Source organism: Neobacillus drentensis, assembly GCF_036965645.1.
In the GTDB taxonomy this organism is placed as follows: Bacteria; Bacillota; Bacilli; order Bacillales; family Cytobacillaceae; genus Neobacillus; species Neobacillus drentensis_D.
This window is the reverse complement of sequence record NZ_JBALPZ010000033.1, coordinates 1-15,849: the sequence shown is the minus strand read 5'-3', so window position 1 is coordinate 15,849 and position 15,849 is coordinate 1. Positions and strand designations below refer to the sequence as shown.

Below are 15,849 nucleotides of genomic sequence, written 5' to 3'. Positions count from 1 at the left end.
AACATCGTTTCAAAATCAATAATAAACTTTAACACAGCCAATCATTTAAAAGCGAATTTGCATAAATTGGAAAAACATTGGAAATTTTTTAGCGTATTCTCGTTAATTTGACAAAGTTATGGATATGCTAAGTGGAGAAGTTTTTCTTCTTAGATGCCATAAAGAAGCGGGATAGAAAAATGAAAAAAGTGAGCAAATTGGAAGCAGTTTTGTGGAATATTGCATTCCCTGGTTTCACCCAATTATTGACAGGGCAGTATATTAAAGGGGTCTTATTTGTTGTATTAGAGTTTATTATGAATGTAAATAGTCATTTTAACCGGGCTATTATGCTCAGCTTTCTAGGTGAAATTAGGCAGGCTGAAATGGTGGTTGACTATCAATGGCTTATGTTTTATCCGTGTATTTATATGTTTTCGATGTGGGATGCGTATCGATTTGCGATGCCGGACGGTGAAAAGTATTCTTATTTGCCATTTGTTTTTGGTGCTTACTTAGTTACAGTTGGATTAATGGTTTCGCCAAAGGTCACTTTTTTGGGTATTCATCCAGGACCTATATTTTTACCAATGATTTTCCTTGTTCCAGGGTTACTTATGGGCGGCATTATAAAACAAATTTTAAAAATATGGTATCGAAATTCCAAAACAGGGACTTAAAAGCTTTAAATCAATGATTTGATTTAAAGCTTTTAAATTTTTTGAGGGATAAAAGGGCAAAATTTTACTTCCAACCCCCAGAAACGGTTCTTAAAGATACGTACCTATTTAGTAAAATGTTTATACATTTATTTTGATGAGGTGAAGAATTTAAGATAGAGAGGAGAAAATTTATAGGACTTTTAAAGCAAACGGAGTTTATAAACAGGAACTAAATAATAAACAATAAACAGGAAAAGACTACATTTTTTGGTGCTTTCTTTTCCAAAATGCTTAACCCTATAAAGTCCATAGTACTATATATGTTATAATGGGACGAATAGAGGTGAGCATATGCTAAGCTTATTGTTTATGACCAAGAAGAAAAAAAGAACTTTGGAAGAGACTGTATTATTAGTCCAACAAGGTGAAAGAGAACTGCTAAATCAATTAATTGATGCCTACAAGCCCTTTATAGCAAAAACAGTGTCCTCTGTATGCAGACGGTATATTTATGAATCTGATGATGAATTTAGCATTGGACTTATTGCATTCAATGAAGCGATTGAAAAATATTCTCCAGAGCGGGGAAGTTCGTTATTAAGTTTTTCCGAAATCATAATTAAAAGAAGAGTAATAGATTATATTCGTAAACAAACAAAAAACCAACACGTTAGTATTGATATTACGAATCCCTTACAAGAGGAAGAATCACCGGGTACTGTCATTGTGAATGAACTTTCCCTTGATGAGTTTCATAAAAAAAATGATGAACAATTAAGGAAAGAGGAAATACTTCATTTTCAAAAAATGTTAATCTCTTTTGATTTAAGTTTTAGTGACTTAGTGGAGAATTCACCTAAGCATGCAGATGCTCGAAAAAGTGCGATCTTAATAGCAAAAATGCTGGTAGATAATCCAGATTTAAAAGAGATATTACTGGAAAAAAAACGTCTTCCCATAAAACAGTTAGAATCAATGGTTAATGTCAGCCGAAAAACGATTGAGAGAAATCGGAAATACATCATTGCGGTTGCACTAATTTTATCTAGTGATTATGTGTATATGAAGGATTATATAAAGGGGGTGCTAGATATATGAAAAAAGGAATTATCATGGAAATAGACGGCGCTTTCTTAACACTATTAACCCCCGAAGGTGAGTTCTTGCGGACCAAAAAGCAAGATCAAATCTATTCGATTGGTCAAGAAATACATTTCTTTCCCAGTCCGAATGTTCAAAACAGGAAATCATTATTTTTATTAAAGAATATCTTAACAGCTCGAAGCGCCTTGGTAGTGATGACTGCACTACTTGTCTTGTTTGCTTCCTTTCTTCCGCTCTATCAAGATAATAAAGCGTACGCTTATATGTCTATAGATGGAAACTCAAGTATTGAACTTGGTGTGAATAAGGAAATGCAGGTTGTAAAACTAACTGGGTTCAATAAAGAGGGTAAACAGGTTATTTCTAAGATGAAAAATTGGAAGAAGAAAGATGTTTCAAAAATTACACAGTCTATTTTAATTGAGATGAAACAATCAGGTCTGCTTGATCATAATCAACCTGTTATTATTTCTACTGTTCGATCGAAAGAGATGGATAGGCAATCTGAGAAGGATCTGCAAAAGAATGTAGATGAGATAAAATCATTGGCAGAAAAGCAAGAGCTGCCTATGACCGTATTAAAAGCAACCCAAAAAGATCGTAAACAGGCACAGAATCTCGGTATTTCGACCGGTAAATATCAAAAAAATAAATATGAGTCCCAAAAGAAGGAAAAACGGAAAGAAAAGAATGCTAACCTGAAACAACTTACAGTTCCTTTATCTCAGGCAGTAATAACACCCGGAAAGCAAAAGGAATCAGTTGAAAAACAAATTGATAAACAGGACACTAGTTTAATTGGCACAAAGGGTGGGAAAATCCCGCCAGGACAATTTAAAAAAGTTGAGAATCAATTTTTGCCAAAGCCGGGGAATAACAATAAACAACAACCGAAAAAACAAGAGAAACAACAAGAGAAACAACCGTCGAAACAACAAGTGAAACAGCAAGCCAAACAACAGCCGAAACAGCCAGCGAAACAACAGCCGAAACAGCAAGTCAAAAAACAGCCGTCATCAAAAAGTAAATCAGTTAAAACAACAAACAATCAAAAGAAGTCCAAACAAAAGGAACAAAAAAATAAGTAAAGTCCGGCATTGAAACCGGACTTTTTTCCATATTTATTCAATTATTGATTGTTAAATTTCCCGGATAATTCTGCTTGGGCTTGTTGGACTAGCCTTTTGGTAATTTCCCCACCTACAGAACCATTTGCTCTTGAAACGGTATCAGAACCTAATTGAACTCCGAATTCTTGGGCGATTTCATATTTTACTTGATCTAAATACTGTTCGATTCCAGGCACTAATAATTTATTGCTGCTATTTGCCATGAATTTCACTCCTTTGTTGTAGAAAAATTAAACCTTGCATGTTGGGTCTCGTTGGCCTAATGAGGCTCGCTTTAGTTAAAAATTTAGAGGATGTGTAATCCTCTGTATAATTAGTATCTATTCCCCTTTAAATTTCATAAGTGGTAATGTTTTGTTAATCTGGATATTATCCTTAGTCAGAACCTTTACTGACATCCTTTGTTGGGTGCATAAACGGATAGGCTTGAGGTTTCTTTTTGCTGTCGAGCAGTTCACGATTTTCTGATGTATTCCAGCCAATATCATTTGTCGGGTGAACCCACTCGTCGCCAGACATAATGGCGGGGTCTGTATCTTTTGACCAATTTTCTAGAGGCGAATTATCTGAAGAATATAAACTGTCACCAATAGTTACGCCATATTTATTTTCAAAAGGGGCCTCCATTTTAATACCAGTCCCTTCAAAACTTGGGGCATTAATTTGATGGGGCATGGTTTCATTTATGGTTAGTTTATCGGAGGATTGTTTATGATTTGATTTTTTCATGGTTTGTTCACTCCTTTTTCTTTTATTTTCTGTTTGTATGTCAATATTATTTATGAAAAATAAGGAAAGGAATGAACCCGCACACTTTGCTTAAACTAAGGATGTATTATCATATCTTTGGGAGGATTTTTAATGGCAAAGCGAAAAGCAGAATTTAATGCAGTGGAAAAATATTCGAAGACGCCTCATAAAAATGTGCAGGAAAGTGAATTTTCCGCAGAGTTTACGGATAATAACAATGCCATTCGGTTTCAAAATCGTAATTCAAAACAGGGGAAAAAAGGTAGGAGCTAATGGTGAAGGTCCGTAAAACACAAGACCCCATTTTAACGGAAGAGTTTAGCATTGAAATTGGTGAAGTTAATGGGGTTAAGCTTTACGAAACAAAAAAACATATAAAGAAAAATGTTAAAAATAAATAAGCCGGGCTCGCCCGGCTTGTTAAAATGGAAATATTAATGTTTGGTTATTGCTTGGGTCAAAGTAAGCTAATAAGTAGCTTGATTTTCTTATTAATTGACCGGTCGTAATATACTGACCTAAATCAAAGGATAATTCCTCAAGCATTGTATGCTTATATAAATCCTTTTCATCAAGATGGAGTTGAATGAATTTACTTTCCAGCAATGTTGGATGATCCAATATATGTTTGTAAATCTGTGAGCGAACACCTTTATCCAAAGATGTGTTCCACCAAGGCTTTCTAGGTTTGTATTTGTGATTTCTTAAATAATCATACTTCATTAATCCTGCAATCACTTCAAGGTTTTCGACGGAACGTTCTTCTAGAAACGAGTATAACCTTCTAAATAAGTCCTCCAGCTGATGGCCAATTCGTGACCATCCCTTATTATCCCAATAAGAACCAAACTCTTGGAAAAAGTCAAATGGAGATGGGAATACATTGCTGACAAGATATTCAACCGTAAAATCCATTCGGTGATCATTCCAATATTTCTCCAATACGTCTTCAACCTGTTTAATTCTAACAATATCATCAAACGATAACACATTATTGCTTAAGATTTCATATGGTGAATGGTCCATATATACATAATGGTGTTCATCGGCACGAAGACGAACCCCAGTCCCTCTAAGCATTTTCAAAAAGCCCAATTGTAATTCTTCCGGCCTCATCTCAAACACATCATTGAATGTTTTTCGGAAGGAGGCATAATCCTCTTCGGGAAGCCCGGCAATTAAATCGAGATGCTGATCTATTTTACCGCCCTCTTTTACCATTGTGACCGTTCTTGTCAGCTTTGCGAAGTTTTGTTTTCTTTTGACAAGCTCATTGGTGTAATCATTTGTAGACTGAACGCCGATTTCAAATCGGAATAGTCCTTTTGGGGCTTCTTGATTTAAAAATTCAATGACCTCTGGGCGCATAATATCAGCCGTGATTTCAAATTGAAAAACCGTTCCTGGCAGATGCTCATCAATAAGGAAACGGAACATTTCCAAGGCATAGCTTCTGCTAATATTGAAGGTACGATCTACAAACTTTATCGTCTTTGCCCCGTTTTCCATTAGATAGCGAATATCCGCTTTTATTTTTTCACGGTCAAAGTATCTCACGCCAACTTCTATGGAGGAGAGGCAGAATTGGCAGCTAAACGGACAGCCTCTGCTTGTCTCGATATAAGTGACACGCTTTCCTAAGTCAGCGATATCTTCCGGAAACCGATAGGGTGAAGGTAATTCTTTAAGGTCCAGCTTATTCATTTGTGGTGTTACTCTTAATTGCCCATTTTCCCGATAAGCAATTCCATGGACTTTTTGATAATCTTTATCACCAGAGATTTCATGAAGAAGCTGTTTAAAGGTTTGTTCTCCTTCACCGATCACGATAAAATCCACATCGGAGGATTTTTCCATCCATTCGGCCGTATCATAAGTCACTTCAGGTCCTCCCAATACAATCAAAATCGAAGGGTCAACCTTTTTTAACATATTTACCACTTTTAGTGTTTCCTCAATGTTCCAGATATAGCAGCTAAAACCGATTACGTCTGGTTTTACTTGATAAAGGTCCGAAACGATATTTAGGACTGGATCCTTAATAGTGTATTCTTTTAATTTGATTGCAAATTCTGGGGCTGCATAAGCCTTCAAATAACGAATAGCAAGATTTGTATGAATAAACTTAGCATTTAATGTAGAACAAATAACATTCATGTTGTTACTCCTTTTTCAATATGACCAAATAATAATTATAACCTATTTTTGACGAAAAGAGTATATGGCAAACCCTACCGATGCTAGCCCATCCGATTTCTTCTTAAAATTTACTAAAGAATTTCATCTGTTATAATACATGTTTCAATCTGTTATACCAATATGGCAAACGTTTTAAAGTTTGACCTAATAATGATTTTTTATTAAAAAATAATGTGTTCCAAAATTTTCGGTAGATGTTTAACATTTGTCACAGATTAAAATTGTTAATTGTCCTACAATAACGAAAGAGAATTAATTAATAGTTTATTTCGTATTTTTTGGCACGAAATGGGGAGGGAAATTATGTCTATTTTACCGAAAAAGAATGAACTTGGATTTTTTGAAATCCGATTAGAATCAATTGGCGGGCTAGGGGCAAACCTGGCAGGCAAAATGTTAGCCGAGGCAGGGGTACTAAGTCTTGGGTTAAGGGGATCAAATTTTTCATCTTACGGTTCTGAAAAGAAAGGGTCACCAGTAAAGAGTTTTATCCGTTTTTGTGAACCTGATGTTGAAATCAGGGATCATAGTCCAATTGAACAACCGCATATTGTTGGAGTTTTTCATGAGGCATTATATAAGACCGTGAATGTGGTAAGCGGCTTGGATGCGGATGGTATCGTTTTAGTTAATACAACAAGAGAATTTGATGATGTTAAAAAAGATTTACAATTAGAATATGGGACTCTTGCTATTGTAGATGCCTTGACCATTGCGGTTGAGGAAAAAACAAAAGTAAACACAGCAATGCTTGGTGCCTTATATCGTATTTGTGATTTTTTAGATCCAGAGTCAATGCGAGACGTAATCCGGAAAACCTTTACAAAGAAATATCCTCATCTAGTCGAACCAAACATTCGTACATTTAACCGCGGATACAATGAAGTTCAATTTAAAAAGTATGATGTGACAGAAGGTGCGGAAGGAAAATCCTTTTCCCGCCCGCTGCCACAACTTGGCTATATGACTCAGGCCATTGGCGGCGTAATGGTTTCTCAGGCAAATAGTATTCATAAAGATTTAAGCGGTTCTAGGCAAGGCTTCCTTCCTGAATATAAACAAGATAAATGTATTCATTGTGCGGCGTGTGATAATGTTTGTCCTGACTTCTGTTTTGTTTGGGAAGAAGGAGAAGATAAACGCGGCAGGAGGCAGATGTTCCTAAAAGGAATTGACTATCAATATTGTAAAGGATGCTTAAAGTGTGTAGAAGCATGTCCAACCGATGCTCTAGGAGATTTACGTGAAATCTTGGGGTATGCGGATGAAAACCGTGTGAAACAAAACTTTCCCTATATTGTTGCAGGAGGGGTTCAATAATGGCTATTTCAGAAGATAAATTAACGACAATAAATGTGGCTGAGCAAATTTCTACCTTTGAATCCGGAAATGAGATGGCAGCTACTGCAGCAGCACAAATTAATTATCATATTATGGGATATTTTCCAATCACACCGTCTACTGAGGTTGCCCAATTTTTAGATCAAATGAAAACACGCGGTCAGCATGATATTAAATTGATTCCTGCAGATGGTGAACATGGCTCAGCAGGTATTTGCTATGGTGCCGCAGCAACTGGTGCACGTGTCATCAATGCAACAAGTGCAAATGGTTTCCTCTATATGCTTGAACAAATGCCTGTTCAGTCAGGTACTCGTTACCCTATGGTTATGAACCTTGTAACACGTGCGGTCAGCGGGCCGCTGGATATTCGCGGTGATCACTCTGACCTATATTATGCCTTGAATACCGGATGGGTTATTTTAACAGCGAAAACACCTCAGGCTGTTTATGATATGAATATTATGGCCCTGAAAATAGCTGAACATTCTAAAGTGCGTTTACCGGTTATTGTCGCTTATGACGGTTTCTTTACATCCCACCAGAAGCGCCGAGTCGAATACTTTAAAGATCGAAATATTGTTCAACAATTTGTTGGTGAATGTCCAACAGATTATAACTTTGTTAGAGATTTGAGCAAACCTGTTACAGTTGGTGCCCATATGAGCGGTGACGATTTCCTTAACAACCACTACCAACAATCAGAAGCTATCTACAATGCTGGTGAAGTATTTAAAGAAGTGGCTGGGGATTACGCGAAACTATCAGGTAGAGAATACCCTGTTTTAGATTTATATAAAATGGAAGATGCTGATGTAGCATTATTCCTATTGAATTCTGCTGCCGAATCAGCAAAAGATGTGGTCGATCAACTCCGTGAAAAGGGCATTAAAGCTGGTGTTATCAGTCCTAATATAATTCGCCCATTCCCTGCTAAAGAAATTCGGGAGGCGGTAAAGAAGGTTAAAGCTCTATTAGTTGGCGAGAGAGCCGATTCTTATGGTGCCAATGGACCAAACTTAACACATGAAGCGAAATCCGCCCTTCAAGATGACAAAGAAAATAAAACCATTGTCCTCAGCCGTGTTTTTGGTCTTGGTGGTAAAGATTTCTATGCAAGTGATGCAGAAGCATTCTTTGAAATGACAATCGCTGCAATGGAAAGAGGCTATGCGGAAAAACCATTTGATTACTATGGTCATGTTCCAGGTAACCCTGAGAACATTCTAAAGCCTGTTATTGTGCCCCAACATGGCGAAGTGTATAAGACAGGTTTAATTGATGTGAAAATGGATGAAGAAACAAATAAATTGAAGGTCAAAATTCCTCCGCTTCGGGCTTTAACTGGTAAGCCTAAACGTATTGCGTCAGGACACGGTGCATGTCCGGGCTGTGGTATTTTTGCCGGTCTTGAATTATTCTTCAAGGGCATTGAGGGAGATATTGTCACTTTATTCCAAACGGGTTGTGCATATGTTACTACCACTGGTTATCTAAGTACCTCACATAAACAAACGATGATTCATAATTTATTTCAAAACGGGGCAGCTTGCCTTTCTGGTACTGTTGAGGCATTTATGGAGTTAAAGCGCCGAGGAGAAATAAATGTAGCGGATGATGCAACTTTTGTTATGATTACAGGCGACGGCGGTATGGACATAGGGATGGGTTCAGCAATTGGAACGGCCCTTCGCGGACATAAACTTATTATGTTAGAATATGATAATGAAGGCTATATGAATACTGGTTCACAAATGTCATATTCAACACCTATTGGACATATGACAAGCACTTCTGGTGTTGGAAAAGTACAACGTGGAAAAGCATTCCACCATAAAGATACAGCTCAAATCATGGCTGCGACAAATATTCCGTATGTATTTACAGGCTCAGAGGCATTCCCGCAGGACTTAGTGAAAAAAGGTGCAAAAGCACAGTGGTATGCCCAGAATATTGGCACTGTCTATGGGAAACTATTGATTACCTGTCCATTAAACTGGAAATCTGATGACCGCTATGGTACAAAAATTGTCGAAGAGGCTGTGAATTCCTGCTTCTTCCCGCTCTATGAAATTGAACAAGGCGTGACTACTATTACGTATAACCCAGAAGAAAAGAATAAGCGGGTGCCACTGGCTGATTGGTTAAAATATATGGGAAAAGCAAAACATCTTTTAAAAGAAGAGAATAGGCCTATATTAGAAGAATTTGAGGTAGAAGTTGAAAAGAGATGGCAGCGTCTAAAAGCCAAACATGAAAATCCACTACTTTAAAATGTTTGAATTTACCAAAGAACGCAAAGCAAAGTGCTTTGCGTTTTTTTTTATAAATAGTCACCGAGTAATAGTAGAATTTTACTGTCGACTTAAAAGGATTTTTCTCGATTAATGTAGAATATATGGTTTAATATAGGATATAAAGACTAAGGATTTCGCGGGGTGTCAGTACGTGGAGAAGCAGGATACTTTACATCTTGGTAGTAGTGAAAAACGAAACCAGACCATTAACTTTCTGGAAAATGATCAAAAATATAGACGTATCTTTGAGGATTCAATAGATGCTTTGCTCCTTTGGGATAACGATCACCGCATTATTGATGTGAATCGTGTTGGTGAAAAATTGATAGGTATTCCTAAGAAGCATTTAATCGGCCATCGGATTTATGAGCCGAACAACATTTTAGAAAATGGAAAAAAAGAGATTTTGAGACATATTGAACAAGTGCTTGAAAAAGGACAAACCTGCTCCACGATGTTTTTTATAGATGAGGAAGGAAATAATAGATATTTTGATTGTTCATCCAAGCTTGATATCTTAAGTGGGATAAATTTCACCGTCTTTAAAGATATTTCTGAAAGGATAGAAATTGAGGAACAGCTCCGTAAATCCGATACACTGACTGTAATTGGTGAACTTGCTGCGGGAATTGCGCATGAAATACGTAATCCGATGACCGCTCTAAAAGGGTTCATTCAGTTGCTTGAGAATGAAATAACCAAAAATCATCCGATGTATTATCAGGTGATAACTTCTGAACTGGCACGGATAGATTCGATAATAAATGAGTTTTTGTTTCTTGCGAAGCCGAAAGCTACTCGATTTCAAGAAAAGGATTTAAACCAGATTATGAAGGAAACGGTCGATTTACTAACAGCCCAGGCAGTTCTACATAATATTCAAATAGTAACAAACATGGAAAGCCAACTTCCACTTATATTTTGTGAGCCTAACCAATTAAAAAAGGTTTTTATTAACATAATAAAAAATGCTATTGAAGTGATGCCTCACGGTGGAAATATAACGATTACTACGAAGATGGTGGAAGGTGAACGCGTTCAAATTAGTATCCAAGATGAGGGATCAGGAATCTCTAAGGAAAAGATAAAAAAGCTGGGTGAACCATTTTTTACCACGAAAGACCAGGGAACGGGCCTAGGATTAATGGTTAGTTATCGAATTATCAATGATCATCAAGGTAAGATTTTCATAGAAAGCGACGAAGGAATGGGAACCACGTTTTATATCGAGTTGCCAATGGACCTAAAAGAGAAGTTATAAAAAAGCAATCCGTAACTAATTCGGATTGCTTTAAAAAAATATTCAATAATTAATTATAAGAGTTCGGCTTTCTATCTTCAAAAATAGGAATCTGCTTGCGTATTTCGCTGACTAAATCAAGGTTGATTTCAGCCGTAAGGATCTCTTCATGCTCTCCAGCTTCAGCCAATATTTCTCCCCATGGGTCAATAATGAGTGAATGTCCGGCAAATTGATTATTGGGGTCACTGCCAGATCTGTTACAGGCAATGACATAACATTGGTTTTCAATCGCTCTGGCGATTAGGAGGGCACGCCAATGCTCTAAGCGGGCTGCAGGCCATTCTGCTACCACAAATAAGGCCTTGGCTCCTTCAGAAGTATGAGCCCGGATCCATTCAGGAAAACGAATATCGTAGCAAATTACACCTGCAAATAATTGACCTTCCAAAAGAAATAGTCCTTTGTCAGCTCCTGCTTCCAGGTAGAGATGTTCATCCATTAATTTAAAGAGATGGAGTTTGTCATATTGGTGTGTAACTGTGCCCACTTTTGAAATGATAAGAAGAGTATTCTTTACTCCAGTTTCCCCTCGATTTGCAACTGAACCTCCTACAAAATGGACTTGATGTTTTTGTGCAGCTGCCTGAAGAAAGGAAATAGTTTGCTGCGCTTTTTGATCGGCTATTTCATCTAGTCTGGTTAAGTCATATCCGGTCGTCCAAAGCTCAGGCAGAACAATAATATCAGGATGTTCCTCCATGGCTTTTTCAATTAAATTTTCAGCAGATTGATAATTATTTTTAGGGTCACCAAAGGAAATATCCATTTGAAGACACGAAACTTTTATTTTCAAAAAAAACACCCCATTTGTATTCTGGATTTTTAAAGTACAAGTCTTTATAAAGAGGTTATATCATTTATCACTAGAAATACAATATAAAATTAGACTAAATAAAAAATTTCGTTCGGTAAAATTGAACTAGATCTAATGTACTAAACAGTATCTTAAAAAAATTTCATTCTAGTTCTTTAAAGCAAAAATTATCAACAACAAATTATTTACTATACAGGATTTTTTGGGACATTGTCGTTTGCAAACGAAGAAAGAGAGAAAAAAATGTCGAAAAACAAAAGAAATAGATTGTTTTGTCTACTTTTGCGATTGTATTTACTTTTAATGATTTTCTTGTCATAATTCTTCAGGTAGTCTATTTGTGATTGGTATTTAGTTAGCGTATAAGGTAGGAGGATTAAAGTGTACAAGGATAGTAATTATCAATCTGAAATGATTGAAAAGATAAAAGCTAAAAGAGAATTAATGATAAATAGTGCAAATAAATTTGGTTTTACAAGTGAAAAAACAATTCAATATAGCCAAGAGTTAGATGAATTAATAAATCACTATCAAAGAGTGATAGGACAAACTCCAAATTCAAATGAAGAAATAAAATTTGCCTTTAAACACATGACCATGATCTGGCCGAAGGTATTAATTTAATATTAGAAGGTCTTCAGTTTCTGTTTAACATATTATTGATCCAACAAGAAGGCCTTCCGGTTAAAAACTATTTTCCCCTTTAATTGTAAACATACAATTCTTAATGAGCCGTATTCTATCCCCAGAATAATTCCTTATATTTCTATAAAATCGATAATCTGTGATTTTTCTCATTGTTTATATCATATTATTTCATATAGTTAAATTAGTAGGATTTTTAAATAAATGCATTTTTAGTCTATGTCAATCTTCTGCTTCTAGTCACTTCATCCTTTATATTCAGTTTGTCGAAAATGCTTCTAAGATTGTACTTCCCGTCATTTAATTTTTACAAAGGAAAAAGAAAAAACTTGTATGTTTGGTACTATGCTTATGTTGCGATACATATATCGTTAATAAAAGCATTTCAAATAGCCAAAGAAAGCAAACGCTTTCAATAATCACAGTTTAGATGGAGGAGGGAAAATCCTACATGCACATTGTCGTTTGTATCAAACAAGTCCCTGATACAAAAATCATCAAGATTAACCCAAAGACAAACACACTCGATCGCCGAAGTGCACCAGCCATTTTGAATCCTTATGATGCTCATGCGGTTCAAGAGGCTGTCAAAATTAAAGAAAAAACGGGTGGGACAATTTCGGTATTGTCAATGGGTCCGCCGCAAGCAACGGCTATAATCAAAAAAAGTATGGAAATAGGGGCAGATAGAGGTTATTTAATTACCGACCGTGCCTTTGCAGGGGCAGATACCCTAGCGACCAGTTACGCTTTATCTAAGGCTTTAGAACGAATTAACAAGGAAATCCCTATTGATATGGTTATTTGTGGAAAACATGCCATTGATGGGGATACTGGACAGGTTGGACCGGGGATTGCAAGAAGATTGGATATCCCTCCTGTGACAAATGTGATTGAAGTGGCAGAAGTTAATGTAGAGGAAAATACAGTTTTAATCAAAAGAAAGTTAACTAATGGTTTTGAATTAATCCAATCTGAAATTCCATGCCTATTAACAGTTGAAAAGGAAATTAACCAGATTGAATATTCACCAATGCCTAACATGATTAAAGCATCAAGATATGAACCAATTATCTGGGCAGTCAGCGACCTTGAAAATGTAGACAGGACTCAGCTTGGTTTAAAAGGCTCACCAACTATTGTAGGTAAAATGTTTACACCACCACGGCCTGAAGGCGGAAAAAGACTAGAGGGTTCTGCCGATGAGCAGGTAAAACAGCTCATGGAAGTCTTATTAGAGAAAGAGGACCTGTTTGCGATTCAGTCGTCGAAATAATAAAAGTTATTTTTCTGCTTTAGGGAGGGGTAAATATGAATCTGCACGATTATCGGGGAGTCTGGGTCTTTATTGAACAAAACGATCGTAAAATTGAGGGAGTTTCACTCGAATTGCTTGGTGCAGGTAGAAAACTAGCTGACAAGTTACAAGTTCCGTTAGCAGGGTTTTTACTGGGCCACGAAGTCAAATCATTATCCAATCAAGTAATTGCATATGGTGCCGATGAGGTTTATGTCATTGATCAGCCCATCTTAAAGGACTACCGAACAGAATCCTATATGCAGGGCGTTATATTGTTGGCAAGAAAGTATAAACCAGAAATTATTCTTTATGGTGCTACGCCGAATGGGAAGGACTTAGCCAGTGCGGTTGCAACAGATCTATCAACAGGTTTAACGGCTGATACGACCATGCTTGATGTAGATGTATCCAACCGATTACTTGAGGCAAGCAGGCCGGCGTTTGGCGGAAATATAATGGCGACCATTCTATGTAAAAAGCATCGGCCGCAAATGGCAACTGTACGGCCTAAGGTTATGAAAGCATTAGAACCGGATGCAGGCAGAAAAGGTAAAATTATGGAAGAAAAGATTGATTTAAAAGAAGAAGATATGCGTACAAAGGTGCTGCAAATTGTGAATGACGTAACAAAAAAGGCTAGTTTAGCTGAAGCCCATGTAATTGTATGTGGGGGCAAGGGGATGGGGGACCTGCAGAACTTTCAGCTTATTCATGAGTTAGCAGACACAATTGGTGCAAGTGTGGGTGGAACTCGAGATGTGGTTGAAGCAGGCTGGCTGCCACACGAACAGCAGGTTGGTCAAACCGGTGAAACGGTTACACCGAAAATTTATTTTGCCATTGGAATCTCAGGTGCCATACAGCATGTGGTGGGAATGAAAAATTCAGAATTTATTATCGCCATTAACAAAGACCCCAATGCGCCAATTTTCGATGTTGCAACGTACGGGATTGTTGGGGATGCGATAGAAATTTTACCTAAGCTTATCGAGCAATTTAAGCTGCTCAAGGCGGAAAAGGGCGGTGAAATTAGTTATGTCTGAGAAATTTGATGTGATTGTGGTGGGAGCAGGACCTTCAGGAACAGCATGTGCGTTAACTTGTGCACGAAATGGGCTGAATGTTTTACTAATAGAAAGAGGTGAATACCCAGGGGCAAAAAATGTTATGGGCGGTGTTTTGTATCGGAAGCAGATGGAAGAACTGATTCCTGAGTTTTGGAAGGAGGCACCGCTGGAGAGACCCGTTATTGAGCAGCGTTTTTGGATGATGGATAAGGAATCGGTTGTGTCTTTTGGCTACAAAGGTCTCGAATGGGCAGTGGAGCCCTATAATAATTTCACCGTGCTGCGTGCTCAGTTTGACCAATGGTTTGCAGGGAAAGCGGTCGAAGCAGGAGCACTTCTTATCAATGAAACTGTAGTAACAGAATGTATTGTTGAAAATGGCAAGGTTGTCGGTGTTCGAACTGACCGGCCTGATGGTGAAGTTTACGCGGATGTTGTGGTACTGGCAGATGGGGTTAATTCTCTGCTTTCCAAACAATTAGGTTTCCATAAAGAATTCCGTCCCGACGAAGTTGCCTTAACGGTTATGGAAGTTATTAATCTTCCAAAAGAAAAAATTAATGACCGCTTTAATTTAGAGGATAACCAAGGCTGCACAATTGAAATATTTGGAGATTCAACAAAGGGCAATCTTGGCACTGCTTTTGTATACACAAATAAAGACAGTTTAAATATCGGGGTAGGAACAACCCTATCCAGTATGATTAAGGCTAAATTAAAGCCCTATGAGCTTTTAGATTACTTGAAAAATCACCCGATGGTGAAACCGTTGGTTGCCGGCGGAGAATCTGCTGAGTATTTAGCCCATCTTATACCGGAAGGCGGCTATCGATCTGTACCAAAGGTTGCGGGAAATGGGGTGATTGTCGTTGGTGATGCTGCACAATTGGTGAATGCCATTCATCGTGAGGGGTCCAATATGGCCATGCATTCAGGGTTATTAGCAGCTGAAACAGTGATTGAGGCTAAGACAAGGGGTGATTTTTCTCAATCTACCTTAAACCTTTACCGTGAAAAGCTATATGATAGTTTTATTATCAAAGACTTAGAAAAATATAAAGATGCAGCCCATACTTTTGAGAAGTACCCACAATATTTTAATGAGTATGTTCCAATGATGAATAAGGCAATGAGCAAATTCTTTACAGTGGACGGTACTCCAAAACGGGAAAAACAAAAACAAATCATGAAGAGTGTTACGGCAGAAAAAGGAACCATTCGAGTAATTCAAGATATTTATCGTGCCTGGAAGGCGGTG

16 protein-coding genes are annotated in these 15,849 nt (G+C 37.3%); 12 read left to right on the top strand and 4 right to left on the bottom strand.

The features are described 5' to 3' along the window. The first annotated feature begins 179 nt into the window (after positions 1-179). From V7266_RS06080 to V7266_RS06070, 3 genes are all read left to right on the top strand, one after another. Positions 180-659, top strand: coding sequence for a hypothetical protein (locus V7266_RS06080; RefSeq protein WP_335466672.1), 480 nt, complete (start codon positions 180-182; stop codon positions 657-659). 333 nt (positions 660-992) lie between these two features. Beyond that, positions 993-1,739 (top strand): RNA polymerase sigma factor SigI, encoded by a 747-nt coding sequence (gene sigI / locus V7266_RS06075; protein WP_335466670.1) that lies wholly within the window; start codon positions 993-995, stop codon positions 1,737-1,739. Continuing rightward, a complete protein-coding gene (locus V7266_RS06070; RefSeq protein ID WP_335466667.1) occupies positions 1,736-2,833 on the top strand; it encodes an anti-sigma factor domain-containing protein in 1,098 nt (365 codons plus the stop codon). Before sigI ends, V7266_RS06070 begins: the two co-directional genes overlap by 4 nt. Positions 2,834-2,874: 41 nt before the next feature. Here the strand turns inward: V7266_RS06070 and V7266_RS06065 are convergent, their stop codons facing one another. Together V7266_RS06065 and V7266_RS06060 are read right to left on the bottom strand one after the other, a co-directional pair. Continuing rightward, a complete protein-coding gene (locus tag V7266_RS06065; protein ID WP_335466665.1) occupies positions 2,875-3,078 on the bottom strand; it encodes an alpha/beta-type small acid-soluble spore protein in 204 nt (67 codons plus the stop codon). Between the two features lie 172 nt (positions 3,079-3,250). Further along, the gene (locus V7266_RS06060; protein WP_335466663.1) at positions 3,251-3,604 is read right to left on the bottom strand and encodes a DUF3905 domain-containing protein; all 354 of its coding nucleotides are present in this window, start codon (positions 3,602-3,604) and stop codon (positions 3,251-3,253) included. Positions 3,605-3,736: 132 nt separating this feature from the next. Between V7266_RS06060 and V7266_RS06055 the strand changes: the two genes are divergently transcribed. Continuing rightward, positions 3,737-3,898: a hypothetical protein gene (locus V7266_RS06055; RefSeq protein ID WP_215040576.1), complete on the top strand. Its 162-nt coding sequence runs from the start codon at positions 3,737-3,739 to the stop codon at positions 3,896-3,898. A 2-nt stretch (positions 3,899-3,900) separates the two neighbouring features. Further along, the gene (locus tag V7266_RS06050) at positions 3,901-4,026 is read left to right on the top strand and encodes a hypothetical protein (protein ID WP_335466661.1); all 126 of its coding nucleotides are present in this window, start codon (positions 3,901-3,903) and stop codon (positions 4,024-4,026) included. A 19-nt stretch (positions 4,027-4,045) separates the two neighbouring features. Here the strand turns inward: V7266_RS06050 and V7266_RS06045 are convergent, their stop codons facing one another. Then, positions 4,046-5,782 carry a B12-binding domain-containing radical SAM protein gene (locus V7266_RS06045; RefSeq protein WP_335466659.1) on the bottom strand — a complete coding sequence of 579 codons (1,737 nt, stop codon included), beginning with the start codon at positions 5,780-5,782 and terminating at the stop codon, positions 4,046-4,048. A 345-nt stretch (positions 5,783-6,127) separates the two neighbouring features. Between V7266_RS06045 and V7266_RS06040 the strand changes: the two genes are divergently transcribed. The 3 genes from V7266_RS06040 (at position 6,128) to V7266_RS06030 (ending at position 10,723) form a co-directional block, all read left to right on the top strand. After that, entirely contained in the window at positions 6,128-7,144 is a 1,017-nt protein-coding gene (locus V7266_RS06040; protein WP_335466657.1) for a 2-oxoacid:acceptor oxidoreductase family protein, read from the top strand. Continuing rightward, positions 7,144-9,438: a transketolase C-terminal domain-containing protein gene (locus V7266_RS06035; protein WP_335466655.1), complete on the top strand. Its 2,295-nt coding sequence runs from the start codon at positions 7,144-7,146 to the stop codon at positions 9,436-9,438. The genes V7266_RS06040 and V7266_RS06035 overlap by 1 nt, the downstream gene beginning before the upstream one ends. A gap of 175 nt (positions 9,439-9,613) precedes the next feature. Continuing rightward, positions 9,614-10,723, top strand: coding sequence for an ATP-binding protein (locus V7266_RS06030; protein WP_335466653.1), 1,110 nt, complete (start codon positions 9,614-9,616; stop codon positions 10,721-10,723). A 49-nt stretch (positions 10,724-10,772) separates the two neighbouring features. On the opposite strand, the gene V7266_RS06025 is transcribed toward V7266_RS06030, so the two are convergent. Further along, on the bottom strand, positions 10,773-11,558 hold the full coding sequence (locus V7266_RS06025; RefSeq protein WP_335466652.1) for a carbon-nitrogen family hydrolase: 786 nt from the start codon (positions 11,556-11,558) through the stop codon (positions 10,773-10,775). A gap of 402 nt (positions 11,559-11,960) precedes the next feature. Between V7266_RS06025 and V7266_RS06020 the strand changes: the two genes are divergently transcribed. From V7266_RS06020 to V7266_RS06005, 4 genes are all read left to right on the top strand, one after another. After that, entirely contained in the window at positions 11,961-12,203 is a 243-nt protein-coding gene (locus tag V7266_RS06020; protein ID WP_335466650.1) for an aspartyl-phosphate phosphatase Spo0E family protein, read from the top strand. A 472-nt stretch (positions 12,204-12,675) separates the two neighbouring features. Next, a complete protein-coding gene (locus V7266_RS06015) occupies positions 12,676-13,500 on the top strand; it encodes an electron transfer flavoprotein subunit beta/FixA family protein (protein WP_335466648.1) in 825 nt (274 codons plus the stop codon). 35 nt (positions 13,501-13,535) lie between these two features. Further along, positions 13,536-14,567 (top strand): electron transfer flavoprotein subunit alpha/FixB family protein, encoded by a 1,032-nt coding sequence (locus V7266_RS06010; protein WP_335466647.1) that lies wholly within the window; start codon positions 13,536-13,538, stop codon positions 14,565-14,567. After that, positions 14,560-15,849 (top strand): FAD-dependent oxidoreductase (locus V7266_RS06005; protein ID WP_335466761.1); only part of this gene is annotated, 1,290 nt, incomplete at its 3' end. The genes V7266_RS06010 and V7266_RS06005, both read left to right, overlap by 8 nt.

Coding starts and splice junctions, on each gene's coding strand:
- V7266_RS06080 (WP_335466672.1), top strand. CDS start 180: ATGAAAAAAGTGAGCAAATTGGAAGCAGTTTTGTGGAATATTGCATTC.
- sigI (WP_335466670.1), top strand. CDS start 993: ATGCTAAGCTTATTGTTTATGACCAAGAAGAAAAAAAGAACTTTGGAA.
- V7266_RS06070 (WP_335466667.1), top strand. CDS start 1,736: ATGAAAAAAGGAATTATCATGGAAATAGACGGCGCTTTCTTAACACTA.
- V7266_RS06065 (WP_335466665.1), bottom strand. CDS start 3,078: ATGGCAAATAGCAGCAATAAATTATTAGTGCCTGGAATCGAACAGTAT.
- V7266_RS06060 (WP_335466663.1), bottom strand. CDS start 3,604: ATGAAAAAATCAAATCATAAACAATCCTCCGATAAACTAACCATAAAT.
- V7266_RS06055 (WP_215040576.1), top strand. CDS start 3,737: ATGGCAAAGCGAAAAGCAGAATTTAATGCAGTGGAAAAATATTCGAAG.
- V7266_RS06045 (WP_335466659.1), bottom strand. CDS start 5,782: ATGAATGTTATTTGTTCTACATTAAATGCTAAGTTTATTCATACAAAT.
- V7266_RS06040 (WP_335466657.1), top strand. CDS start 6,128: ATGTCTATTTTACCGAAAAAGAATGAACTTGGATTTTTTGAAATCCGA.
- V7266_RS06035 (WP_335466655.1), top strand. CDS start 7,144: ATGGCTATTTCAGAAGATAAATTAACGACAATAAATGTGGCTGAGCAA.
- V7266_RS06015 (WP_335466648.1), top strand. CDS start 12,676: ATGCACATTGTCGTTTGTATCAAACAAGTCCCTGATACAAAAATCATC.
- V7266_RS06010 (WP_335466647.1), top strand. CDS start 13,536: ATGAATCTGCACGATTATCGGGGAGTCTGGGTCTTTATTGAACAAAAC.